The sequence below is a fragment of the Halorubrum sp. B52 genome (assembly GCF_059752555.1).
Genome location: NZ_MWTG01000009.1, coordinates 844000 through 867987 on the forward strand (window position 1 = coordinate 844000; position 23988 = coordinate 867987).

General features: G+C 69.9%; 22 protein-coding genes. 11 read left to right on the forward strand and 11 right to left on the reverse strand.

The features are described from left to right. Nucleotides 1-79: 79 nt before the first annotated feature. Together B4V04_RS12840 and B4V04_RS12845 are read right to left on the reverse strand one after the other, a co-directional pair. Entirely contained in the window at nucleotides 80-376 is a 297-nt protein-coding gene (locus B4V04_RS12840) for a DUF3006 domain-containing protein (protein WP_498232148.1), read from the reverse strand. Beyond that, complete coding sequence (locus B4V04_RS12845) at nucleotides 373-1836, reverse strand: lamin tail domain-containing protein (protein ID WP_498232149.1); 1464 nt, start codon at nucleotides 1834-1836, stop codon at nucleotides 373-375. The genes B4V04_RS12840 and B4V04_RS12845 overlap by 4 nt, the downstream gene beginning before the upstream one ends. Nucleotides 1837-2019: 183 nt before the next feature. On the opposite strand from B4V04_RS12845, the gene B4V04_RS12850 reads away from it, so the two are divergent. Next, on the forward strand, nucleotides 2020-2964 hold the full coding sequence (locus B4V04_RS12850) for an acetamidase/formamidase family protein (RefSeq protein WP_498232150.1): 945 nt from the start codon (nucleotides 2020-2022) through the stop codon (nucleotides 2962-2964). Between the two features lie 4 nt (nucleotides 2965-2968). Here the strand turns inward: B4V04_RS12850 and B4V04_RS12855 are convergent, their stop codons facing one another. Continuing rightward, nucleotides 2969-4993 carry an ATP-binding protein gene (locus B4V04_RS12855; protein WP_498232151.1) on the reverse strand — a complete coding sequence of 675 codons (2025 nt, stop codon included), beginning with the start codon at nucleotides 4991-4993 and terminating at the stop codon, nucleotides 2969-2971. 112 nt (nucleotides 4994-5105) lie between these two features. On the opposite strand from B4V04_RS12855, the gene B4V04_RS12860 reads away from it, so the two are divergent. Continuing rightward, nucleotides 5106-5456 (forward strand): DUF5518 domain-containing protein, encoded by a 351-nt coding sequence (locus B4V04_RS12860; RefSeq protein WP_498232152.1) that lies wholly within the window; start codon nucleotides 5106-5108, stop codon nucleotides 5454-5456. 83 nt (nucleotides 5457-5539) lie between these two features. On the opposite strand, the gene B4V04_RS12865 is transcribed toward B4V04_RS12860, so the two are convergent. From B4V04_RS12865 to B4V04_RS12880, 4 genes are all read right to left on the reverse strand, one after another. Further along, complete coding sequence (locus tag B4V04_RS12865) at nucleotides 5540-7216, reverse strand: tryptophan--tRNA ligase (RefSeq protein ID WP_498232153.1); 1677 nt, start codon at nucleotides 7214-7216, stop codon at nucleotides 5540-5542. Between the two features lie 1010 nt (nucleotides 7217-8226). Next, nucleotides 8227-9021: a S1 family peptidase gene (locus tag B4V04_RS12870; RefSeq protein WP_498232154.1), complete on the reverse strand. Its 795-nt coding sequence runs from the start codon at nucleotides 9019-9021 to the stop codon at nucleotides 8227-8229. A 133-nt stretch (nucleotides 9022-9154) separates the two neighbouring features. Next, nucleotides 9155-9355 carry a type II toxin-antitoxin system HicB family antitoxin gene (locus B4V04_RS12875; RefSeq protein ID WP_498232462.1) on the reverse strand — a complete coding sequence of 67 codons (201 nt, stop codon included), beginning with the start codon at nucleotides 9353-9355 and terminating at the stop codon, nucleotides 9155-9157. A 598-nt stretch (nucleotides 9356-9953) separates the two neighbouring features. Continuing rightward, complete coding sequence (locus B4V04_RS12880; protein ID WP_498232155.1) at nucleotides 9954-10340, reverse strand: DUF5830 family protein; 387 nt, start codon at nucleotides 10338-10340, stop codon at nucleotides 9954-9956. A gap of 115 nt (nucleotides 10341-10455) precedes the next feature. Here B4V04_RS12880 and B4V04_RS12885 point away from each other — a divergent pair, with 115 nt between their 5' ends. The 3 genes from B4V04_RS12885 to B4V04_RS12895 all read left to right on the forward strand — a co-directional run bounded on the left by B4V04_RS12885 (nucleotide 10456) and on the right by B4V04_RS12895 (nucleotide 13005). After that, nucleotides 10456-11739, forward strand: coding sequence for a tRNA pseudouridine(54/55) synthase Pus10 (locus B4V04_RS12885; RefSeq protein ID WP_498232156.1), 1284 nt, complete (start codon nucleotides 10456-10458; stop codon nucleotides 11737-11739). Nucleotides 11740-11814: 75 nt separating this feature from the next. Next, nucleotides 11815-12438: a universal stress protein gene (locus tag B4V04_RS12890; RefSeq protein ID WP_498232157.1), complete on the forward strand. Its 624-nt coding sequence runs from the start codon at nucleotides 11815-11817 to the stop codon at nucleotides 12436-12438. Between the two features lie 93 nt (nucleotides 12439-12531). Continuing rightward, on the forward strand, nucleotides 12532-13005 hold the full coding sequence (locus B4V04_RS12895) for an Lrp/AsnC family transcriptional regulator (RefSeq protein WP_498232158.1): 474 nt from the start codon (nucleotides 12532-12534) through the stop codon (nucleotides 13003-13005). Nucleotides 13006-13040: 35 nt separating this feature from the next. Here the strand turns inward: B4V04_RS12895 and B4V04_RS12900 are convergent, their stop codons facing one another. Beyond that, on the reverse strand, nucleotides 13041-14057 hold the full coding sequence (locus tag B4V04_RS12900) for an amidohydrolase family protein (RefSeq protein WP_498232159.1): 1017 nt from the start codon (nucleotides 14055-14057) through the stop codon (nucleotides 13041-13043). A 285-nt stretch (nucleotides 14058-14342) separates the two neighbouring features. Between B4V04_RS12900 and B4V04_RS12905 the strand changes: the two genes are divergently transcribed. The 6 genes from B4V04_RS12905 to trpG all read left to right on the forward strand — a co-directional run bounded on the left by B4V04_RS12905 (nucleotide 14343) and on the right by trpG (nucleotide 22401). Further along, nucleotides 14343-15845 (forward strand): proton-conducting transporter transmembrane domain-containing protein, encoded by a 1503-nt coding sequence (locus B4V04_RS12905; RefSeq protein WP_498232160.1) that lies wholly within the window; start codon nucleotides 14343-14345, stop codon nucleotides 15843-15845. Further along, nucleotides 15842-18307: a DUF2309 domain-containing protein gene (locus B4V04_RS12910; RefSeq protein ID WP_498232161.1), complete on the forward strand. Its 2466-nt coding sequence runs from the start codon at nucleotides 15842-15844 to the stop codon at nucleotides 18305-18307. The genes B4V04_RS12905 and B4V04_RS12910 overlap by 4 nt, the downstream gene beginning before the upstream one ends. Nucleotides 18308-18432: 125 nt before the next feature. Then, nucleotides 18433-19494, forward strand: a complete 1062-nt coding sequence (gene trpD / locus B4V04_RS12915) for an anthranilate phosphoribosyltransferase (protein WP_498232162.1) — start codon at nucleotides 18433-18435, stop codon at nucleotides 19492-19494. Then, on the forward strand, nucleotides 19494-20138 hold the full coding sequence (locus B4V04_RS12920; RefSeq protein ID WP_498232163.1) for a phosphoribosylanthranilate isomerase: 645 nt from the start codon (nucleotides 19494-19496) through the stop codon (nucleotides 20136-20138). The genes trpD and B4V04_RS12920 overlap by 1 nt, the downstream gene beginning before the upstream one ends. Continuing rightward, a complete protein-coding gene (trpE, locus tag B4V04_RS12925; protein WP_498232164.1) occupies nucleotides 20135-21787 on the forward strand; it encodes an anthranilate synthase component I in 1653 nt (550 codons plus the stop codon). The genes B4V04_RS12920 and trpE overlap by 4 nt, the downstream gene beginning before the upstream one ends. Then, complete coding sequence (gene trpG, locus B4V04_RS12930) at nucleotides 21784-22401, forward strand: anthranilate synthase component II (RefSeq protein ID WP_498232165.1); 618 nt, start codon at nucleotides 21784-21786, stop codon at nucleotides 22399-22401. Before trpE ends, trpG begins: the two co-directional genes overlap by 4 nt. On the opposite strand, the gene B4V04_RS12935 is transcribed toward trpG, so the two are convergent. The 3 genes from B4V04_RS12935 to B4V04_RS12945 all read right to left on the reverse strand — a co-directional run bounded on the left by B4V04_RS12935 (nucleotide 22398) and on the right by B4V04_RS12945 (nucleotide 23971). After that, nucleotides 22398-23144, reverse strand: a complete 747-nt coding sequence (locus B4V04_RS12935; RefSeq protein WP_498232166.1) for a MogA/MoaB family molybdenum cofactor biosynthesis protein — start codon at nucleotides 23142-23144, stop codon at nucleotides 22398-22400. The two genes, trpG and B4V04_RS12935, sit on opposite strands and share 4 nt — an antisense overlap. Nucleotides 23145-23253: 109 nt before the next feature. Beyond that, nucleotides 23254-23673: a DUF7124 domain-containing protein gene (locus B4V04_RS12940; protein WP_498232167.1), complete on the reverse strand. Its 420-nt coding sequence runs from the start codon at nucleotides 23671-23673 to the stop codon at nucleotides 23254-23256. An 82-nt stretch (nucleotides 23674-23755) separates the two neighbouring features. Continuing rightward, nucleotides 23756-23971: a DUF7979 domain-containing protein gene (locus B4V04_RS12945; protein WP_498232168.1), complete on the reverse strand. Its 216-nt coding sequence runs from the start codon at nucleotides 23969-23971 to the stop codon at nucleotides 23756-23758. Nucleotides 23972-23988: the final 17 nt, after the last annotated feature.

The following is a 23988-nucleotide window of genomic DNA, read 5'->3' on the forward strand; positions in this document are numbered from 1 at the left end:
CGACAGCGTCTCTGCGACTGCGGCGCGGTCGCGGAACATCGCGTCCCGGCCGGCGGCGACGATTCGAGCGACCGACCTCCTACTCCCGATCGTCGCTCGGCGGTCGGTTCGATAACCGGTCGAACCGGTCTTGCGCGGCTTCGGAACGGGTCTCGGTGCGTTCGGGATCATACGTGGCGGTCGCGATCGATCCGTCCTCGATCTCGACGTCCAAAATCGCGTCCGCGTGTCGCCCGGCCTCGGGGAGTCGGTCGGCGTCGACGACGGCGTTTCCCGTCTCCTCGCCGTCCGACTCGAAGAAGACGGTCGCGAGCCCGTCCTCGATCGCGTCGACGACCGCCGTGTACGTCCCGTCCGCGAGATCGATATGCGTCATTCGTACGACTCCGCAAGGACGCGGTCCCCCGTAGCGTTTTCGACGATCACGGTGTCGCCGCCGTTGTTCCAGACCGGCGAGCCGGCGTCCCAGTAGAGCTCGTCGTCGGTGTCGGTTCCGCTTCCCGTCCTGAGCGTCAGCGTCTCGCCCGGGGCGAGCGTCACGCCGTCCGGCACCGCGTAGCGTTTCCCGGCCTCGTCCTCGACGGTCCACCCCGACAGGTCGAGCGTCTCCGCCCCCGCGTTCTCGAAGACGACGTACTCGTCGTTGAGATTCTCTCGGTCGTCTCCCGCGGCGTCCGCGTTGATCGCCGCGACCGCGAGCGTGCCGTTCGAATCGGAGCCGGTCTCGTCGTCGCCGCTCTCGTCCGCGTCGCCCGCGTCGTCCGTGCCGTCGCCGCCGTCGGTGACGGCGACAGTCCCGTCACCCCCTATCAGCGCCCGCTCGACGACCTCACCGGTCGTTCCGGGCTCGACCGGGTCGCCGTCGCGGAGCGACAGCGGGTCCGTCGGAGCGTCGCGCTGCGTCCGGATCGAGACGTTCGCGCCGTCGCTGACGAAGACGACGTCGCCGTGCGTCGCCGTCCAGTAGGTCGGGATCGACCGGTCGGCGAAGCGTTCGAGCACCTCCTCGTGCGGGTGGCCGTACTGCGAGTCGTAGGCGCTCGAGACGACCGCGACCCGCGGGTCGACCGCGTCGACGAACGCCCCGCTCGAGGAGCTGCTCGACCCGTGGTGGCCGGCCTTCATTACCGTCGCCCGGAGCTCCTCGCCGTACGCGTCGACGAGGTACGCCTCCTGGTCGTCCTCGGCGTCGCCGGACAGCATGAAACTCGTCTCGCCGTGGGTGAACTTGAGCACGACGCTGTTCTCGTTGCGGGCCTCGTTCTCCAGGTACGGCTCCGGGGGACCGAGCACGTCGACCGTGACCTCGCCGAAGGGGATCGAGTCGCCCTCGCGGGTCTCGTACAGCGTCACGTCGTGCTCCTCGATCGCGTCGAGGTACTCGCCGTACGTCTGCGTGCTCGCCGCGATCCCCGGGTCGTAGACGGCCCCGATCCCGTCGGCCTCCGTCTCGTAGTAGTCGATGATCGCCGCGTTCCCGCCGATGTGGTCCGCGTCGTTGTGCGTGGTCACGAGGTGATCGATCTGCGTGACGTCGTGTCGTCGGAGGTACTCGAGCACGTGCTCCCCGTCGTCGTTGTAGTGGCCCGTGTCGACGAGCATCGTCTCGCCGTCCGGTCCGACGACGAGCGTGCTCACGGACTGGCCGACGTTGATGTAGTGGACTTCGAGCGAGCCGTTGGCCGTCGAGGCGTCCGACCCGCCGTCGGGGGTCGACCCGGTATCAGGCGTCGGTCCGGCGGGCGTCGGGTCGCCGAGCGACGCGCCCGTGCAGCCGGCGAGAGCGACGAGGACGGCGATGAGAAGGACACGGGATAGCTCCCGAGGAGACGTCATTATTTCTCGTGCGAGACGTTGACTTGTAAAGTTGATCTAACGTGAAACAAATCCGTTACTTGGAGCCGCGGTAGTGACGGACGCGTTCCGCACCGTCGTCTCGCCGGTTCCGTTCGGCCGTCCCGTTCGGACGGAGCGTCCGCGCCGGGATTTTTGTCCTCTCGCCCCCGAGTCGAGCCCGACATGTCACGCGAAGTGATCTCCCACCGCGACGGCCACGTTTACGAGTTCGCTCCGGAGATGGACCCCGTTTACGAGGCGGCCGACGGCGAGTCGCTCACGATCGAGACGATCGACAGCCTGAACGGTGCGATCCGGACCGACGACGACCTGCTGGACGCGATCCCCGAGGAGGTGAACGCCGCGACCGGCCCGATCGCCGTCGAGGGAGCGAGCCCCGGCGACGTGCTCGCGGTCGAGATCGAGGACGTGCGCGTCGCCGAGGACCGCGGGCGAGTCCTCACGGCGCCCGGGTTCGGGCTCCTGCAGGACGATCCCGACATCGAACACCCGGCGACGCGGATCACCGAGGTGAACGCCGAGAGCGACGGAGCCGGGGAGGGCGACGGCACGGGCGGCGGCCGGATCGAGTTCGAGGGGATCGACGTCCCGATCGATCCCGTGATCGGGACGATCGGGGTCGCCACCGCCGAGGAGCCGGTGTCGACGCTGACGCCGGACGACCACGGCGGCAACCTCGACACGACCGACATGACGACCGGGACGACCGCGTACTTCCCCGTCTTCCAGGAGGGCGCGATGCTCGCGATGGGCGACTCGAAGGCCGCGATGGCCGACGGCGAGATGTGCGGGACCGGCGCGGAGATCGCCACCGAGATCGACGCGACGGTCTCTGTGATCGAATCCCCCGAGGTCCTGCTCGACCGGCCCCTCGTCGACACCGGCGACGCGGTCAAGGCGATCGCGAGCGCCGAGACGATGGAGGCGGCGGTCGAACTCGCGAACCGCGACGTCGTGCGGCTGCTCGCGAACGAGCACAACTTCTCCCGGACGGAGGCGTACCTGTTCTCCAGTCTCGTCGGCGGGCTGGAGATCAGCCAGGTGGTCGACCCGCAGGTGACCGCGCGGAACGCGGTGCCGAGCGAGCACCTCTCCGTCCCGTTCTGACCGGTCACTCGTCGGCGGTGCGACCGCGCTCCGCGAGGCGGCGTGCGGCGTCGCTCAGGGCGCTCGTCCGTCGGTCCGTGCTCCCCGCGGCGTCTCGATCGTCGCCGTCGGAGTCAACGGCACCACCGTCGCCGTCGGAGTCAACGGCACCACCGTCGCCGTCGGAGTCGACGGCACCACCGTCGCCGCCGGCGTCACGCCCCTCGCGGGCCGATACGCCCTCGTCACCGGGAGCGATCTCCGACGGGTCGTCGCCGACGCCGACGTCGACCTCGGTCGGGTCGGCGTCCGGGGGGTAGCTCCGCTCGGCCGGCGGGACGAAGGCGGTCTCGACCGCCCGGACGATCTCGCGGACGCTCTCCTCGTCGAGCCGGTCGGCGTACGCCTCGCGGATCAGGTCGGGGACGGCGTAGGCGTAGTGGCCGCGACCGGCGTGCCGGATCAGCCCCGCCCGCCGGACCGGACGATGGCGGCTGTAGGCGTGTCCGGAGTCGCCGTCGCCGCCGGCGTCGATGTGGGCGGCGACGGGGTCGCTGACGCCCTCGCGGCGGTAGTGGCGGAGCATCCCGCGCGACAGCTCCGGGAGCGCCTCGATCCGGCCGCGGAGCTCCTCGATGACGGCCTCTCGGGTGCCGAGCTCGACGGCGTCGTCGAAGCGGAGCGCGCTCTCGGCGACGTCCGCGCGCGTCACGGGCTCGACGTCGTCGGGCGGCGCGTCGTCGGCCTCGGGGTCGCCGGCGGCGGCCGTGTCAGCGTCGTCGGCGTCGCCGGCGTCCGCCGCGGTCTCGTCCGTGTCGGTGTCGGCGTCCGCCGCCTCGTCGCCGTCAACGGTCGCCGCGACCGCCTCGTCGTACGACTTGAGGACGGACTGGTCGTCGCCGTCGCTCTCGCCGCCCCCGGTGCCACCGCTCCCGCCGTCGGGCGCGGATCGCCCCCCGCCGACCGCGGGACCTCCGCTCCCGCCGCGGTAGGGCGCCTCGGCCTTCCCGAGGAGCGCCTGGGCGAACTGGTCGGCCATGCTGCTCAGGTCGCGCGCCTCCTCCAGCTCGCGTTCGAGCTCGGCGATCCGCTGGTCCCGCTTGTCGAGCTCCTGCCGGAGGTCGGCGATCTCGGACTCGCGGCGCTCCTCCTCGTCGGAGATCGACTGGAGCTCGCCGACGAGGTCGCTGGAGACCGACTTGAGCTCCGGGCGCTCGAAGTCGTCGAGTCCGGGGGTCGCGCCCGCGTCGAACGTCTCCTTGCGGTGGAACTGGATCCGGCGGATCGACTCGTCCCAGTCGGTCATCAGGAACGCCTCGCCGTCGCCGAGGTCCTCGACCGCGCTGGCGTACTTGGAGCCGAGGATGCGCCCGACGACCTTCGTGTCGTTGTCCCAGGTGAGCCGGTGCCAGCAGAGCCAGTCGCACTGCGTGATGAAGTCCTTCTTGACGTCGGCGGGGCGCTGGCTGATCCCGACGATGCCGAGGCCGTGTTTGCGCCCGCGCTTGCCGACCTTGATCAGCATCTTGCCCGTCTCGTCCATCCCGCCGCCCTCGGGGATGTACTCGTGGCACTCCTCGACGACGAGCAGGAAGGGCTTCTTGAGGCGCTTCTCCTTCGCGAACAGCTGCTTGACGACCTCTAAGAGGAGCTCGTTGGCGGTCTCCTCTTCCAGGTAGCCGGAGACGTCCAGGATGATCGGGACGTTCTGCTCCAAGGCCAGATTGGCGAGCTTCTCGGCGTGTTCGGGGGAGACGACGATGTCGCACTCGTCGTCGGCGCCGGCGTGGAGGATCTCGTACTCCTCTTTGAGCCCGTAGTACTCGCCGTCGGTGTCGACGATCATCACCGGGAACCCGTTGTCGAGGAGGTTCTCGATGACGACGCTCGCGGTGTTGCTCTTGCCGGACCCGCTCTTCCCCGTGATAAACGAGCGGCCGGTGAGCACGTCGACGACCGGGAGCTCCACCGGGGTGCCCGGATCCGCCGTCGCGTCGCCGCCGATCCCCTCGCTGACGTCCGCGACGTGGATCGTCTCCTGCTCGGCCATACACGTGACAGGCACCGCCCGCCTCATAAACTATCGGCTCGGATCGGCCGGGGAACCGCATGCCGCGTCCGCGGCCTCTGGTCTTATGTCACTGGCCGACGACACGTCTGGCATGAACACCGACAACACCTACCTCAACGCGCTGATCGGTGCGATAGCGACGGTCCTGCTCTCGTTCACCGGCATCTCGCCCGTACTCGGCGGCGCGTTGGCGGGCTACCTCGAGGGCGGCGAGACGGGCGACGGGCTCCGGATCGGCGCGCTCTCCGGGCTGATCGCGTCGCTCCCGCTCGCCGTGGTCGTCGTCCTCGCACTCGTCGTGTTCTCGCTCGGCGGCGACTTCGGCGTCGCGATCGGGGGCGGCCTGCTCGTGCTCGCTATCGTCGCGGTCGCCATCGGATACACCGTGGCGCTGAGCGCCCTCGGCGGCGTCGCCGGTATCTACCTGAACAAGGAGCTGTAGCGCGGCGACGCGTCCGGGCGGCAGCGGTCGGTCGCTGGCCGGAGGTCGGGCCGGCGCGCGCTCGGGCCGGCGGAGTCCAGCGATCAGTGCTCGCCGCCGGTCCCGCGCCGGTCGGAGTCCAGGTCGATGTCGAGGTCGTCGAGCAGCGCCTCGGCCTCCGCGCGCTTCTCCTGGTGGTCCTCGAGGAACTCGCGCATGAGTCCCGCGGCCTGCTCCTTGCAACCGCCGCAGAGGCGCTCGCCGGTGACGCACTCGGAGTACACCGTCTTCGTGAGCTCGTCGTCGTCGCCCGCGAGCAGGTAGGCGTACAGCTCGTAGACGGGGCACTCGTCGGCCTCGCCGCCGAGCTCGCGCTGCTTTTCCGCGGTGTCGCGGCCGCCCGTGGTGGCCGCCTTCACCTTGTCGTAGCCGTCCTCGGGGTCGTCGAGTAGGGAGATGTGACTCGCCGGGATCGACGAGGACATCTTCCCGCCGGTGAGCCCGGTCATGAAGCGGTGGTAGATCGAGGAGGGCTGCCGGAAGCCGAACCCGTCGTGGTCGATCTCGACCTCGCGCGCCAGCGACTCGGCCTCCCCGCGGGTGAGGTCGAAGGCGTCGACGTGGCCCTCGAACACGCGCTTCTCGCCGTCGACCGCCTCGATCAGCGCCTCGAACGCCTCGTCGGTGGCGTTGCGGTCGAAGAAGCGCACGCGGGGTCGGAGCGGCTCCTTGCCGCCCGCGCGGAGCTTGTCGAGGGCCGTCGGCTTGGCGGCGGCGAGGTCGGGACCGGTCGGTCCGTCGCCGTCGTCCGCGGCGTCCACCTCGGGCGGCTCGTAGTCGGCGAGCCACGCCGCGGCGTCCTCGCAGCGCACGTCGGTCTCGGCGTCGTCGACGTCGGCCGCGAGCGCGTCGTAGGCGGCCCGGACGAGCTGGCGCTCCGCGTCGTCGAGCTCGAAGCTCGCGAACGCCTCGGTCACCTTGAAGTAGCGCACGCGGGTCGCCAGGTCGCGCGTCAGCCGGACGTGCGGGTCCTGGTCCGGGCCGACCGGGATGACGGTCGGCTTCGGCTCGTCGACGAGCTGCGGGTAGAGGATGTCCGCGGTCTGGGTGACGACGCTCTGCATGTGCGAGATGTTGGTCTCGCCGTCGAAGCCGTAGATCGCCTCGAACTCCGAGAAGTTCGCCTTCGAGCCCAGCTCGAAGCCGAGGTCCTGGACCGCGCGGTTGTCTGACTGCCGGTACAGCTCCCCCTCCTCGGCGTCGAAGCCGAGCGCGAGCAGGCTGAGCAGGTAGTTGCGCGCGTGCTCGTCGATCTCGTCCCACGACATCCCCCGCGCGGAGTGGGCCTCGAGGTCGGCGATCAGGCCGAAGGCGTCACCGCCCTGCTGTTGATGCCAGATGATCTCGTCGAAGACGAGCTTGTGGCCGATGTGGGGGTCGCCGGTGGGCATGAACCCGGAGAGCGCGGCGAACGGCTCGTCGTTCGCCATCGCCTCGGCGACGGCGTCGTACTCGCGGTGCCCGAAGATGACGCCGCGACGCATCAGGTAGTGCGGGTCGACCACGTCGTCGGACACGTCGTCGAACGCCTCGATGCCGAACTCCTCGAATAAGTCCGCGTAGTCGCCGACCGACGCCGACCCCCACGGGTCGAGCGCGACGTCCTCGGTCGGTCCGTCCGCGCGCTCCGTCCCGCCGTCGGCGCGGGGCGATCCCGGGGTCTCGTCGCGGGAACCGCCCGCCGTCGACGGCCCCGTCTCCTCGGGGGTGTCCTCGTCCATACGTCTCCTCCCGTCGGTCGACGCAAAAACCGTTCGCTTGCGCGTCAGGGCGTGGCATGCGACGGTGGAGACTCGGGTGGTGGCGGGACTGGCGTCGGAGATGCTGTCGCGTTCAGTTTGATCGGTTATTTATAACTGACTGGCTCTGTTGAAATGCTTAAGAACTGAGACAAACTGCGTGCGAGATACAGAGGATAAGTTCAGAACGCGGTCACGGTATGCCACTCGTTCAGATCTCGGTATTTCTGTGTGGCATATTGAACGGAAAATATTTGATATTGTATCGAAGATAATCACAACAACAGTATGGGTTCCCCAGGCGGTGCACCGCCAAAACTGGGACAATGCTCGAACTGCGGGGAAACGTATCCGCTACACGAGATAGACGACGGCTGGCACCCAGTCGGAACTGAAGGGACGTGCAACCAGTGCGGAAACACCGATTTCGTCCCCTTGGACTAACCAGAACGAGAACGGGACGCTTCCTCGCCGACCAATACCTCCTCTGTATCGATCGGCCCGAACGTCTCGTTTCTGATCACCCGCTCGTGACCGACTCGCGCCCTGTGTACAGCAAAGCCTCGGGGAATTCCTCAGCCGCTGTCAGTAGCGACCTGCGAGACCCGGTGGTGTAGTCGGTATACATGGGCCGAGCCCCAGACCACACCGATTTTCCAGCCGCCAGCGGTTCCTGTCGGACTACCACATCGTCGGACCAATCCAGCTTCTGGTGGGTGCGCCCTGCAAACGCTCGGGTTTAGTGGTATGTGATGCTGGATGGCGATCGGTTGAGCCAGCTTATCGGTGCATATCTTAACCAACAACGTTTGGGGGGTTTGGGATGTGTTGGTTAATTCTTGAGAACACGTCTGCACCGCGGCCGATCGTGGGAAGGTGCTGCCGACCCAGCCGACGGCGCCCGCCGAAGGATCGAACTCGAAGATCGTCCGGCTCGAGAACCGCCGCTGCAGTGCATCGGAGCACAGACGGTGAGAGCGCTAGGCGATTCGTCAGGTCCACGCCGTGTACTGTTCGTTGACGGCCTCGATCGACACGTGTAGCGACATCATCCGTCCGACGAGGCGAGTGTTGGCGGCATCGGATGGCGGCCCCGCCGGTGGTTCGTCCGGGGCGCGCAGGTCTGGAGACGTTGCACCGTACGTAAGGCCAACGACCTGCCCATCCAGGGTCACGAGTGGCGAGCCGCTGTTGCCCTGCATCCCGGGGACGTGTGTCTGGAGCCCCGACCGAAACCGACTCGAGGAGGCCATCGAACCTGCAGTTATCACCCAGTTGCCCATGAGCGATGGGTGGCCAACTTGGAGCAGGGGCTGGCCGGTTTCGAGATCCTCTGCTGACCCACTGTCGAGCGGGTCAAGGTCGAGCCCATCGGCACGCACCAGCGCCACGTCGGGCTGGCGATCCGCCACGTAGTCGACCACCTCGGCCTCGTACGCCTCGCCATCTAACGTCCAGAGATCGAACGTCTCTGACCCCTGGATGTTGTGGGCGTTGGTGATGACGTGATCGCCATCGCCATACACGAACCCGGTCCCGCTGGCGAGGGCGCCGCGGCCGAGTTCCGTCTGTATATAGACGACCGACTCGCGAACTTGTCGGCCGACCTCGCCGGCTTGCTCGACTGCCGTATCGTCGAGTGGTTGTGGTGTTGTATCGTCGGCCTGGAACGGGTCGGGTCCCGCCTCGGTGTCAGGGATGCTCTCTCCGATTCGGTCGACACACCCTGCGACCGCGACGAGGGCACCCGCGGCGGTAGATTTCAGGACTGCACGTCGGTTCGGCATACCGGATAGAGAGACGGCCGATGAAAAAGGCCGTCGCTGAACAAACACCGATGCTGCTGGATACAGGACCCTGGAGAGACCCACAGCAGTTCACAGATTCAACAATCATCGACCAGAGGGAGAACCCGTGGAGTCACTCGGGGTCGAGGACGTCCGGCGGTTCGCGCTCCCACGTGGTTTTGTCGGCGGAATCGATTCTCGCCGCGCGGAGTTTCTCGCCGATTGCACGCCTCCCGCTCACGCTCTTGCAGTGCCACTGCGTAGACGAGTTCTTTAGATCTGCCGCTCTGGACCCGCCCTGTGTCGTGACGCCTGTCTCTACGTTCTTTGCGATCTACAGTCGTCCTCCTGCCAGAGACTGATCTCGGCGTCGTGACCGTTGTCGTCGCGAGTCGAACTGGCCATCGTACTCGATGTTGGGCGACTGGTCGCATGAGCATTCGGCGCCCCTCTCGACGAAGCGTGACGACACCTGCGAGGACTCTCTAGCCTCGTGACCGACTCGCGCTCTGTATTCAGCAGGGCGTCGAGAAAATGTCATCAATAGAAGATTCAACAGAGCCAATAGATTGATCTCGGATTGGCGGTGACCACCTCCGAAGCCCCAGCCGCGACGACTCGCGCGGCTCGCTGTGGTCCTCAGTCACTCGCTTCGCTCGTTCCCTGCGGTCCTTACATCGTCATCAGAACGCGAAGCGTTCTGATTGGCTCACGAGAGCTTCGCTCTCGTGAACGCCGTGCTTCGTCCTCGCGGCTGCCCCTTCAAGTCCCGCCCGCACAGCGACCGCAGCCTCACGCCTCCCCAGCCTCGTCGGACCGGCGCGGCCGCGCCGGTCCGACTCCCTCGCGCGTGCTCCTCGGCCACGAGGCGGCCTCGAAGGCACGCGCCACCGCGGTCTATCATTTATAAATGCACGTCGAGACCGCGGCGCTCACTCCCCGTCGTCGTCCCGCCCGGTCACTTTTCGGATGCAGGAAGAGCCGAATGGGCCGAGTTCGCCCGCGTCGAGTTTCACGAAGTGACCGGTGGTGATACCGGTCCCGCACCGACGACACTCGAACTCGCCCTCTCGCTGGATCACTTGGCTGTCGTAGTTCACGTAGGTGCCGCCGCGCTGGACTTTGAGGCGTGCGTTCTCGCGCTCGATGACGCCGCGCTTCTCGGCGGCGTCGAGGATGTCGCGGGTGAGCGCCGGGCTCGTCGTCACCGTCTCGATCCGGTCGATGGCGTCGGGGAGCGCCAGCTCCTCGTGTTCGAGGTGCGCGAGCAGCTCGACGCCGAGCTCCAGCTTCTCCTCCCGTGACGCCGACTCGTTCACGCCCGGCGAAACGACTCGGACCCTCTTAAGTCGGCCGGGAGGCCCCCGAACCTCCCGCGATCCTCGGCGCCCGCGATGTAGTAAGACAGTTACCACGCGGGGCGCTGGAGGGCGTATGGACGTACTGGAGGTCGCGGCGCGGGCGACCGAGACGGGACCGGTGTGCGACGCCTGTCTCGGGCGGCTCGTCGCCGACCGGAGCTTCGGGCTGTCGAACGCCGAGCGCGGGTCGGCGCTGCGCACCGCGCTCGCCCTGCGCGACGACGAGGACCACGAGTCGGTCGACACCGCGGACTGCTGGGTGTGCGAGGGCCGCTGCACCGAGTTCGACGCGTGGGCCGAGCGCGCCGCCGACGCGGTCGAGGGGATCGAGTTCGCCACGTACAACGTCGGCACGCGCCCGCCGCCGCTGATCGAGGAGAACGAGGCGCTGCTGCGCGCCGACGCCGGGCTCGACGAGGACGCGGGCGAGCCGTTCAAGTCGGAGTTCAACCGCGAGGTCGGCAAGCGGTTCGGCCGACTCACGGGGGCGGAGGTCTCCTTCGACCGCCCGGACGTGCAGTTCACGATCGACCTCGCCGAGGACGAGATCGACGCGAAGGTGAACTCGACGTTCGTCTACGGGCGGTACCGCAAGCTGGAGCGCGACATCCCGCAAACCGAGTGGCCCTGCCGCGAGTGCAAGGGCTCCGGCCGACGGGGCGCGGACCCCTGCGACCACTGCGGCGGCTCCGGCTACCTCTACGACGACAGCGTCGAGGAGTACACCGCGCCGATCGTCGAGGACGTGATGGACGGCACGGAGGCGACGTTCCACGGCGCGGGCCGCGAGGACGTCGACGCGCTCATGCTCGGCACCGGCCGCCCGTTCGTGATCGAGGTGGAGGAGCCGCGCCGGCGCCGGGTCGACGTCGACCGCCTCCAGTCGGACATCAACGCCTTCGCCGACGGCGCCGTCGAGGTCGAGGGGCTCCGGCTCGCGAGCTACGACATGGTCGAGCGCGTGAAGGAGCTAGAGGCCACGAAGCGCTACCGCGCCGAGGTGACCTTCGACGCCGACGTCGACGCAGCCGCCCTCGCCGAGGCGGTCGACGAGCTGGAGGGGACGACGATCGAGCAGTACACCCCGAACCGGGTCGACCACCGGCGCGCGAGCCTCACCCGCGAGCGCGACGTGTACGAGGCGACCGCCGAACTCGACGACTCGCGCCACGCGACCGTCGAGGTCCACGGCGCCGGCGGGCTCTACATCAAGGAGCTGATCTCGGGGGACGAGGGGCGCACCGAGCCGAGCCTCGCGGGGCTGCTCGGCGTCGGCGCCGAGGTCACCGCGCTCGACGTCGTCGCCGTCGAGGGCGAGGACGAGCCGTTCGAGCGCGAGGAGTTCTTCAGGGAGTGACGCCCGCGCGCTCGGTTCGAGCGTGATCCGCCGCGGACCAACGGGATTTATCTGACGCGCGTCTGACGTGCGGGTATGCACGGGAGCGACGCGAACGAGGCGAGCGCCGAGGCGCCGTCGGTCGGCGACGGGGTCGGGGAGCCCGTCGTCGAGCCGGCCGTCAGGGAGGCGGTCGCGTCGACGACGACGGCGGCGCACGCCCGTCTGAAGGGTATCGACCGCGCGGCGCGGCCGGACCGCGTGTCCTCGATCCTCGTGGCCGTGGGCGCCGGCCCGCACACCGGAGCGACCGTCGACGTGGCCCGCGAGATCGCCGACGCGACCGGCGCGTGGCTCGAACTGTTCCACGTCGTCCCCTCCGACGAGGCGCTCGTGGACGGGGACGCGACGCCGGTCGGCGACCGCGAGGACGCCGACGCCGACGAGTACGCCGCGGCCGGAGACCGGCTCCTCTCGGCCGCCCGCGGCCGCCTCGGCGACTTCGACCGGGTGGACCGCTGGCTCGTCGAGGACCGCACCGCCGCGGGCGCGATCGTCGAACAGTCCCCGTACTACGACCTCGTGGTCGTCGGCGCGCCCACCACGGGCACCGTCGGTCGGTTCGTGTTCGGCTCCACGACGGACACCGTGATCGACGACGCCGAAGTCCCCGTGGTCGTCGTCGAGGCGCAGGGGGAGGCGCCGCTCGACGTGGCGTAGGCCGCGTCGTACTCGAGGCCGATCCGGGAATCCACGCACTCTATTTAAAACCAATATAAAAAAGTAAAGTGGCTATGCCACCGAGGACCCGGTATGACAGACGAAGCGATCGACGACGTGGACCGGGCGATCCTGTACGCGTTACAGGAGGACGCCCGAAACGCCTCGTCCGGTGACATCGCGGAGCGCACCGGGACGTCGGACAGCACCGTCCGCAAACGCATCCAACGCCTCGAGTCGGACGAGATAATCAAGGGGTACAGCGCCGACGTCGACTACCAGAAGTCGGGGTATCCGCTCCGGATGCTGCTCTACTGCACCGCGTCGATCCCCGAGCGCGGCGAGATGCTCCCGGCGATCCTCGATATCGACGGCGTCATCTCGGTACAGGAGCTGGTCACCGGCGAGCAGAACCTCCTCGTGACGGCGGTCGGCGAGTCGGACGACGACATCACGCCCGTGGCACAGGAGCTCCTCGACATGGGGCTCACCGTCGCGGACGAGGTGCTCGTCCGGAGCCACGAGACGACGCCGTTCGGCAAATTCGACGCCGAGGCCGATCCATAGACGCCGGCGCCGACCTCTAAACGACGGCTCGACCCCTAGGCGACGACTCGCTCGACGTCGAGCGCGGTCGCGCGCCGGACGACCGCCCGCACCGGGTCCTCCGAACCGGCCAGGTTGTCCGAGTCGCCGTCGAGGACGAGGAGCGCCGCCCGGCGGCCGGGCTCGACGACGCCGCAGTCGAGGCCGGCGACCTCGGCCCCGGCGGCGGTCGCCATGCGGAGCACCTCGCGGGCCGTCACGTCGAACCGCTTCGCCGTGTACGCCATCTCCCGGAACATCGACGGCGGGTTCAGCATGACGTTGTCCGTGCCGAGCGCGACCGTCGCGTGGTCGAGCAGCTCCCGGACCGGCGGCGTGCCGACGCCGAGGACCTCGTTCGCGCGCGGGCAGACGGCGACGGGGACCGACTCGTCGGCGACGCGTTCGAGGTGCTCCCGGCCGGCGTGCACCATGTGGACGAGCAGGTCCGGCTCTAAGTCGAGCGCCGGGTGGATGTCGGTCGCGTCCGGTTCGCCGGCGTGGATGGCGAACGGGACGCCGCAGTCCTCGCACGCTGCGCGCTCGTCCGCGAACTCGTCGTCGTTCGCGCCGGACGCCCCGTAGCCGTCGGCGACGTCGAGGACCGCGGGGTCGTCGCTCCCGAATATGAACGGGTCGACGTCGACCGGATCCGCCGCCTCGCGGAGCGCCCGCGCCCCGGCGACACCGTTCTCGCGGAAGTCCAGACAGGAGACGGTCCCGGTCCGGTGCATGAACCGGAGCGTCCGGCGCATCGCCGACACCAGGTCGGCCCGGTCGGCGGCCGCCAATCGCCGGTGTTTCAGGCTCTCCGGCGGGGCCACCGCCTCCTCGAGCGTCAGCCCGACGGCCGCCTCCTTCGCGACGGAGTCCCCGAGATGCGTGTGGGCGTTGACGAACGCCGGCAGGACGATGTCGGTCGACTCGGTATCCGTCTCCTCGACGGCCTCGATCCGACCGTCCTCGACGACGACGCGGCCGCGGACGGGCCGGAACGACTCCCCGGCGAGGACGGTCCCCGTGAGTTCCTCCATGCGGGCACTCCGACTCGGATCACGATATGGTTTTCTGAACGCGGATTTCGAACGCTTCGGGAACGGTGCGGCGGTCCGGCGGCGAATCGGCCGCGAGGGATCGGCGGTCTCCTCCCCTCTCCTCGGACGGCGGAGATAATTATAATGTTCTATAATGTGGTTATATCGAACGATTTGTGAAGATAAGTAGATTTAATAGGCAATCTGTTCTTCAGACGGGTGAAGACGACCAACAACGGTTCGCCGGTCCCGCCTCGGCTGCCGAGTGGTCGGACGCACTGAACGATGTCGGAATCCACCTCGAAGACGACGGTCGGAGCGCTCCCGGACGCGACGGCGGAGACGCCGTTCGCGCCCGTCGCACTCACGCGGCTCGCGTGGTCGCTGTTCGCCGCGAGCCTCGCGGTCCTCGTCGCCCGAGTCCGATTCGGCTTCGCGCCGGAGGTCCCCGGCGTGCTCGCCGTCGACGGACTCACTGTCCTGCTGTGGGTGGTCGTCGCCTTCTTCGGCGGCGTCGTCCACAGCTACTCGCGCCGCTACATGGCGGGGAGCGCCCACGAGACGCGGTTCTTCCACGCCGCGTTCGGCTTCGAGGTGACCGTGATGGCGCTCGTCGCGGCCGACCACCTCGCCCTGTTCGGACTGCTGTGGCTGGCGATGGGGCTGGTGATGGCGAGGCTGATCGGTATCGTCGACGAGTGGGAGCAGGCGCGGGCGGCCGCGGCGGTCGCCCTGCGCTACTTCGTCGCTAGCAGCGCGCTCCTCGGCGTCGCGCTGACGGCCCTCTGGTGGGCGACCGGCGCGACGACGATATCCGGCGTCGCGGCGGCCGCCGACGCGCTCGGCGGCCCGCTGTGGCTCGTCGCCGCCGTCGCGCTCGTCCTCGCCGCGATGATCCAGTCCGCGCTCGTTCCGTTCCACGGCTGGCTGCTCTCGTCGATGACCGCTCCGACGCCGGCGTCGGCGCTGATGCACGCCGGGTTCGTCAACGCGGGCGGCGTCCTGCTGTTGCGCTTCGCGCCGGTCGTCACCGTCGACGGGACCCTCATGCTCGCGATCGTCGCGGTCGGGGCGACCAGCGCGCTGCTCGGGAAGCTCCTCAAGTCGGTCCGGCCGGACGTCAAGAGCAAGCTGGCCTGCTCGACGGTGGGACAGATGGGCTTCATGATCATGCAGGCCGGGCTGGGGTTCTTCGGGGCCGCGATCACCCACCTGATCCTGCACGGCTTCTACAAGGCGTACCACTTCCTCGGCGCGGGCGGTGAGGTCGAACGGACGAGCCCGGCAGAAACGACGTCGCGCGGGGCGGACCGCTCCGGCGTCGCCGACGCCGCCGTGACGCTGGCGACCGGGCTGGCGGGGGGCGCGGCGTTCGTGCTGCTGACGGGGAAGGGAACGAGCGTCGACGGCGGCCTCCTGCTCGTCCTGTTCGTAGTGTTCACCACGCTCCACGCGGCGCGCGGGGCGGTCCGGCACGCGTCGCTTCCGGCGTCGGTCCGCTACGGGGCGGTCCTGCTGGTCTTCCTGCCGGCGATCACCGTGTACGCGCTCGTCTATCGGGGCGTCTCGGCGCTCCTGACCGGGCTCCCGGTCGTCACGGCGCCGACCGAGCTGACCGCGCTCCACTGGCTCGTGGCCGCCGCCTTCCTCGGCGCGTACGCCGCGATCGAGACCGGCGCCCACGAGCGCAGCCACCGCCTCTACGTCGCGCTCCTGAACTGGGGGCACCCGCGGTCCGGAACCGTGCTGACGAACGCCGAGGAGTACGACAGCGGAGGAGTCCAATGAGTACCGAATCCACTATCCACGACGCCATCGACGACGCGGCGACGACGGTCGGGTCCGTCTGGCCGATCCACTCGTTCGTGACGGCCAACCCCCTCTCGGGGTTCGAAGGAATGCCGTTCGGCGAGGCGGTGACGCAGGCCGCCGACCTGTTCGGCGGGCGCGGCTACCCGAGCCGGGAGGCGTTCCGGGCGGCGCTCGACGACGGCCGGATCGACCGCGAGCTGCTCGAGTCGGAGCTCGCCGACCGCGGCTACGACGCCGACCCGGAGACGCTGCTCGAACGCCTGGACACGTCGGTCGAGTCGCCGGCGCCGGACGACGACGCCGAGCGGGTCGACCACGTGCTGACGAAGTGGCTGTCGGCGTTCCTCGACGAGGGCGGCGCCGCGTGGCCGATGCCGAACCGCGGCGACGGCTTCTACGCCGCCTTCCGCGGGGTGGCCGCGCACGACGCCGACGTCCCGGACGAGGGGATTCTCGCGTCGCTCCCCCAGACCCCGACCGAAGCCATCGAAACCGTTCTTGAGCCGTACCCGGAGAGCCAGTGGGTCCCCGTCTTCGAGGAGCAGCTGGCCGCGCTCCCGGGATGGACCGGCTTCGTCAAACAACGCGCGGACGACGAGGGGGCGTGGCAGTCGGCGTGCCCGATCACGCTCGCGGACTACGTCGCGGTCCGCCTCGCGCTCCTCGACGGGTTCGGCGTCGACGTCGAGCCGTCCACCGGCCCCGAGAGCGCCGACGCTGCCCCGGCTGACGAGCTCGCCGAGGCGTTTCTGAGCGCGTGGGAGGCGAGCTACCGCTCCGAAGTCGTCGGGTGCGTCGCCGCCGAGAGTCGGTCGCTGGCAGAGAGCGAACCGTCGGCCGAGAGCGAACCGTCGGCCCGCCCCGACGCGCAGTTGGTGTTCTGTATCGACACCCGCTCGGAGGTGATCCGGCGTCACGTCGAGGACGAGGGCGAGTACGAGACCCACGGGTACGCCGGCTTCTTCGGCGTTCCGATGGAGTATCAGGGGTACGACGCCGAGGTCTCGACCGACGCCTGCCCGCCCATCCTCGACGCGCAGCACCGCATCAGCGAGGTCCCGACGGACAGGGACGGGCAGGCGCGTCACGACCGTCGGTCGAGCGTCCGCGGGGTCGCGGGCGAGGTCGTCGAGAAGCTGAAGACGAACCCCGCCAGCGCCTTCGGCTTCGTCGAGAGCGCCGGAAGCGGGTACGGCCTCGCGCTCGCGGCCCGCACGCTGGTGCCGAGCCGCGTCCGCGACCTGCTGGGGGCCGCCGACGACGCGGTGCCCGACGACCGCGAGTTCTGCGAGCAGACCGTCCACCACCAGCACGCCTACGCCGGCGACCTCCCGATCGGGCTGACCCGCGAGGAGAAGGTGGAGTACGCCGCGACCGCCTTCGAGCTGATGGGCTGGGAGGAGTTCGGCCGGTTCGTGGTGTTCACCGGGCACGCGAGCGAGACGACCAACAACCCCTACGACTCGAGCCTCGACTGCGGCGCGTGCGCCGGCAACCCCGGCGGGCCGAACGCCCGCGTCCTCGCCGCGATCTGCGCCGACCCCGACGTGAAGGCGGCGCTTCGCGAGCGCGGCTTCGAGGTCCCGGACGACACCGTCTTCCTCGCCGGCGAGCACAACACGACGACCGACGAGATCGAGATCTACGGCGACGTCCCCGAGAGCCACGCGGAGGACCTCGCGGAACTGCGTGCGGACCTCGACGCCGCCCGCGAGAGCGCGGCCGCCGAGCGCGCCGAATCGATGGGCGCCGACCCCGCGACGGGGGTCGACGAGACCGAGCGCCGCGCCGGCGACTGGGCCGAGACGCGTCCCGAGTGGGGGCTGGCGGGCAACGCCGGCTTCGTCGTCGGGCCGCGCGAGCTGACGAGCGACCTCGACCTCGACGGCCGCGCCTTCCTCCACTCGTACGACTGGTCGACCGACCCCGACGGCGACGCGCTCGAGGCGATCCTCGCGGGACCGATGGTCGTCACCCAGTGGATCAACGCCCAGTACTACTTCTCGACGGTCGACAACGCGGTGTACGGAAGCGGGTCGAAGGCGACGCAGAACCCCGTCGGCAACGTCGGCGTCTACCAGGGCAACGGCGGCGACCTGATGACCGGGCTCCCCCGCCAGTCGCTGATGGCCGCCGACGACGCCCCGTACCACCAGCCGCTCCGTCTCTCGACGGTCGTCCACGCGCCGGTCGACCGCGTCACCGAGGTCCTCGCCGACCACGGCGAGGTGGCCGAACTGCTGGACAACGGCTGGCTCTCGCTGACGGTCGTCGACCCGACGCGGGAGCACCGCGCGTTCGAGTACGAGCGCGACCTGAGCTGGGCGCCGGCCTCGGAGCCGGCCGCGGCCGAGCCGGAGGGGTCGACCGAACCGGAATCCCCGCTCGAACCGGAGGCGCCGACCGAGCCGGCCGCTCCCACCGTCGCGGACGACTGACCAGCTTAGCGGCCCCGTTCCGGTTCCTTCCGTGCCCCGCGTGACCGAGTGACATCGCGCCGACAGCGTTAAACCGGTGTACAGACTTGTACATCACAACGCGAAGTAATACATCGGTGAACACTATGGATATCAACGACACGGTCGAACGCGTGACGGACGGGGCGGATCTGACTGTCGAGGAGTCGCGCGAGGCCGCGCGGCTGGTCTTCGAGGAGGCCACGGAGGCGCAGATCGGCGCCCTCCTCGCCGCCCTCCGGGCGAAGGGCGAGACCGAGGCCGAGATCGCCGGCTTCGCGCAGGGGATGCGCGACGCCGCCCGGACGATCGAGCCGGACCGGGAGCCCCTCGTCGACACCTGCGGGACGGGCGGCGACGACTACGACACGATCAACGTCTCGACGACCGCCGCCATCGTCGCCGCGGGCGCGGGCGTCCCGATCGCCAAGCACGGCAACTACTCCGTCTCCTCCTCGTCCGGGAGCGCCGACGTGCTGGAGGTCGCTGGCGCCGACGTCGAGGCCGAGCCCCCGGCGGTCGAGGACGCCATCGAGGCCGACGGGATCGGGTTCATGCTCGCGCCCGTCTTCCACCCGGCGATGAAGGCCGTCATCGGCCCGCGCAAGGAGCTCGGGATGCGGACGATCTTCAACGTGCTCGGCCCGCTCACCAACCCCGCCGGCGCCGACGCGCAGGTGCTCGGCGTCTACGACCCGGAGCTCGTGGGCACGATCGCCCGGTCGCTCGCGCACATGCCCGTCGAGCACGCGCTGGTGGTCCACGGCGCGGGGATGGACGAGATCGGGATCCACGACGAGACGGTCGCCGCGGAGGTCGTCGGCGACGAGGTGACCGAGTTCACGATCGCACCGGAGGACCTCGGACTCGACCGCGCGCCGATCGAAGACGTCGCCGGCGGGACGCCCGAGGAGAACGCGGCCGACCTGCGGGGGATCGTCGACGGCTCCGTCACGGGGCCGAAGCGCGACCTGATCTTAGCGAACGCCGGCGCGGCGATCTACGTCGCCGGCGAGGCCGACACGCTCTCGGCGGGCGTCGAGCGCGCCGCCGAGGCGATCGACTCCGGCGCGGCCGCCGAGAAGTTCGCGGCGCTGTGCGGGGAGGAAGAGGGCTCGGCGGAGAGGGCCGCCCCGTCGCGGACCGCGGACTCGGAGGACGACGACTGATGGCGCGGGTGAAGATCTGCGGGCTCACGGACGGCGCGGACCTCCGGGCCGCGGTCGACGCGGGCGCCGACGCGGTCGGCGTGATCTCGGAGGTGCCGGTCGACTCCGCGCGCGAGGTCGACCCCGCGACGGCGGCACAGCTGCTCGCCGACGTCCCGCCGTTCGTCACGGCGACGCTCGTCACGATGCCCGACTCCGCCGAGCGCGCGGTCGAGCTGGTCCGGACGATCGGCCCCGACGCGCTCCAGCTCCACGGGGAGTGGACCGCCGACGAGATCCGGTTCGTCCGGGCCGAGACCGAGCGGAAGGTGCTGCTCGCGGTCGACGCCGACGACCCGGTCCGCGCGGAGGAGTTCGACGCCGTCGCCGACGCGCTCGTGATCGACTCCACCGACGACGCGGGCGCCGGCGGCACCGGCGAGACCCACGACTGGGCGAAGACGGGGGAGCTGGCGGACCGGCTCACGTCGCCGGTCGTCCTCGCGGGCGGGCTCACGGCCGACAACGTCGCCGAGGCGGTCCGCGTCGCCGACCCCTACGCCGTCGACGTCGCCTCCGGCGTCGAGCTGTCGGACGGCCGGAAGGACCACAACGCGGTGGCCCGCTTCGTCGCCAACGCGGGCCGGGAGATGGAGCTCGCATGAGCGACGAGGGGACCCCGCTCGACCGCTCGAAGGCGGAGTTCGTCGAGCTCGCCGCCGACGCGGAGAAGCCGGTCGTCGTCCGGGCGTCCGCGACGCTCGACGCCGACGTGACCCCGCTCGCGGCGTACGCGACGCTCGTCGGCGACGGACCGTACGGCTTCCTGTTGGAGTCCGGCGAGAAGGTCGCCTCCAGCGACCCGGACGGCGCGTTCACGTCGGGCGGCAAGGCGGACCGGCACGCCCGCTACTCGTTCGTCGGCTACGACCCCGAGGCGATCGTCTCGGTCCACCCCGACCGTACCGACGTGACCCGGCTCGGGCCCGCGGCGGAGTTCGTCGGAGACGGATCGAAGGGGGATATCGGCCCCGACGCGGGCGACGCGGTCGACCGGATCCGGGCGGCGTTCCCCGACGTGAGCCTGCGCGGGTTCCCCGACACCGACCGGCAGATCCTCTCCGGCGGGTTCGTCGGCTTCCTCGCGTACGAGGCGGTCTACGACCTCTGGCTGGAGGAGGTCGGCGTCGAGCGCCCCGCGACCGAGTTCCCCGACGCCGAGTTCGCGCTGACGACCCGCACGGTCGTCTTCGACGAGAAGGAGGGGAGCGCCGAGCTCGTCTTCACCCCGGTGATCGGCGTCGACGACGACCCCGCGGCCGTCTACGACGACCTCGTCGCCGAGGCGGAGCGGGTGAGCGCCGAACTGCGCGAGGCCGCGTCGCCGGAGACCGACGGGATTCGGGTCAAGTCGGAGTCGGCCGGGCCGCGAGAGGAGTACGAGGAGGCGGTCCGGACCGCCAAGCGCCACGTTCTCGACGGCGACATCTACCAGGGCGTGATCTCGCGGAGCCGGGAGCTCCGCGGCGAGGTGGACTCGCTGGGGCTGTACGCGGCGCTCCGCGAGGTGAACCCCTCGCCGTACATGTACGTGCTGCGCCACGACGACCGCAGCATCGTCGGCGCGAGCCCGGAGACGCTCGTGTCGGTGCAGGGCGACCGGATCGTCTCGAACCCCATCGCGGGCACCTGTCCACGGGGGACGAGCCCGGTCGAGGACCGCCGGCTCGCCGGCGAGATGCTCGCCGACGCGAAGGAGCGCGCCGAGCACACGATGCTCGTCGACCTCGCGCGCAACGACGTGCGCCGCGTCTCGGAGGCGGGGTCGGTCCGCGTCGAGGAGTTCATGAACGTGCTGAAGTACAGCCACGTCCAGCACATCGAGTCGACCGTGACGGGGACGATGGCGGCCGACGCCGACGCGTTCGACGCGACGCGCGCGACGTTCCCCGCCGGCACGCTCACGGGCGCGCCGAAGGTGCGCGCGATGGAGATCATCGAGGCACTCGAAACGACCCCCCGAGAGGCGTACGGCGGCGGCGTCGGCTACTACGCGTGGACCGGCGACGCCGACTTCGCCATCGTCATCCGGACCGCGACGCTCGACGAGTCGCCGCCGGGCGCGAGCGACACGGACGAGACCGCGGTCACCGTCCGCGCGGGCGCCGGGCTCGTGGCCGACTCCGACCCCGCCGCCGAGTACGAGGAGACCGAGCAGAAGATGGACGGCGTGCTGGCCGCGATCGACCGGATCCGGGACGAGGAGTCGCCCTCGGACGATCCCCTCCACGCCGGCACGGAGGTCGACGAATGAGGGTCGTCGTCGTCGACAACTTCGACTCGTTCACGTACAACCTCGTCGAGTACGTCTCCGACCAGACGCTCGGCGGCGATGGCGGCGGGAGCGGAGCGGCGGAGCCGATAGACGTCGAGGTGTTCAAGAACACGGCGTCGCTGGCGGCGGTCCGCGACGCCGACCCGGACGCGATCCTCATCAGTCCGGGCCCCGGTCACCCGAAGAACGAGCGCGACGTGGGCGTGACGACGGACGTGCTCCGGGAGCTCTCGCCCGATGTCCCGACGCTCGGCGTCTGTCTCGGCCTCGAGGCCGCCGTGTACGAGTACGGCGGGACGGTCGGCCACGCCCCCGAACCGATCCACGGCAAGGCGTTCCCGGTCGAGCACGACGGCGAGGGGGTGTTCGCCGGGCTCGACCAGGGGTTCCGCGCCGGCCGGTACCACTCGCTGGCCGCCACCGAGGTCCCCGACGCCTTCGCCGTGACGGCGACGACGGACCACGACGGCGACGAGATCGTGATGGGGATCCGCCACCGCGAGCACCCGATCGAGGCCGTGCAGTTCCACCCGGAGAGCGTGTTGACCGCGGCGGGCCACGACCTGATCCGGAACTTCCTCGAATCGGTCTAGCGAGGGGTGTCGTCCGTCTCGTCGCCGTCAGCCGACTCGCCGCCGTCCTCCGCTTCCTTTCCTTCCGCGGTCTCCTCTTCCTCGGGTTCGTCCGCGCCGCGCCCGGCGAGTCCCACGAGGTGGCCGACCTCGGGGAGGATGATCTCGTCGACGCCGAGCCGGACCGCGTTCTCGGAGCCGGGGAGACAGAAGACGGGCGTGGCGGAGACGATCCCGGCGGTCGCCCGCGAGCCGATGGTCCGCGTGCCGATCTCGGCCTCCGAGCGCCGGCGGAACAGCTCGCCGAAGCCGGGGAGCTCCTTCGCGAGCAGGCCGTCGACCGCCTCCGGCGTCACGTCGTCGCGGGTCACGCCGGTGCCGCCCGTTGTCACGACGACGTCGGTGTCCCCGCGGCGGGCCAGCCGGTCGACGGTCCCCTGCACGCTGTCGTACTCGTCGGGGACCAGCTCGCGGACCGCGACCTCGTGGCCGGCGTCCTCGAACGCGGCGGCGACGTGGTCGCCGGAGGGGTCCTCGTCGAGCGACCGCGAGGACGACACCGTCACGACCGCGACCGCGACCGACTCGGCGTCGTGATGGTGGTGTTCGTGATCACCGTCGCCGTCGTGGGCGTGGTGGTCGCCGTCGTGATGGCCGTGATCACCGTCGCCGTCGTGGGCGTGGTGGTCGCCGTCGTGATGGCCGTGATCACCGTCGTGGTGGTCGTGACCCTCTCCCTCCTCGTGGTCGTGCGCGTCGCTCATGACACCACGTTTCCCGTCGACGGTGAAAACACCTCCCCGACGCGAGAGCCGACCGTCGGCGGGTTCGGTCCCGTCGCCGGGTCCCGATTCGCAGTCGATAGACGCCTACTCAGGGCCAATCGTCCCGCGACGATTCCTCAGGCGTCTCCTCCTCGTCCGGCTCGTCGGCCGCGAGGATCCAGCCGGCGGCCTCGGCCGCGTCCTCGACGTGGAGGAACTCCCAACCGGTGGCCTCGGCGACCGCCGCGTCCTCGTCGTCGACGCCGACGAAGACGTGCCGGTCCGTGTCGAACTGGCCGGCGATGTTCTCCAGGCTCTCCTCGACGCCGCGCGGGCCAGAGAAGAAGTCCTGACGGACGCGGTGTTTGCGGGTGAAGTTGGTGACGACGTACGTCGGCTTCTCGCTGACGACGCCGACGTACTCCGTCCACTGCCGGGCGTTGTTGAACACGTCGTTGGGGTCCGCGAGCGCCTTCAGCGCCTCCAGCTCGAACGCGAGCGTCATGTCGGTAGATCCGCCACTGTCCATGGATCGGTGTTCTCGCGGCGGGCGAAAACAACTTCGCTTCCGGGGTGGCGTTCGGGAGGGGCCGACGTCGCGTCTCCGACGCTCAGCGCGTGCGGACCTGGTAGTAGTCGGTGAACTTCACGAAGTCGCCGTCTTCGAGGTCGGCGTGCTCCGGCGCCGTCTTCGGTCCGTCGGCGAGCTCTCTGACGAGGATCTGGGCGTCTTCGCCGAGCTCGTCGTAGTGACGGACTCGCGTGTCCGGGGGGATCCAGCCGGTGCGGCGGAGCCGGACCCGTCGCCCCGTCTCTCTGAGTGCCATACGGTAACACACATCAT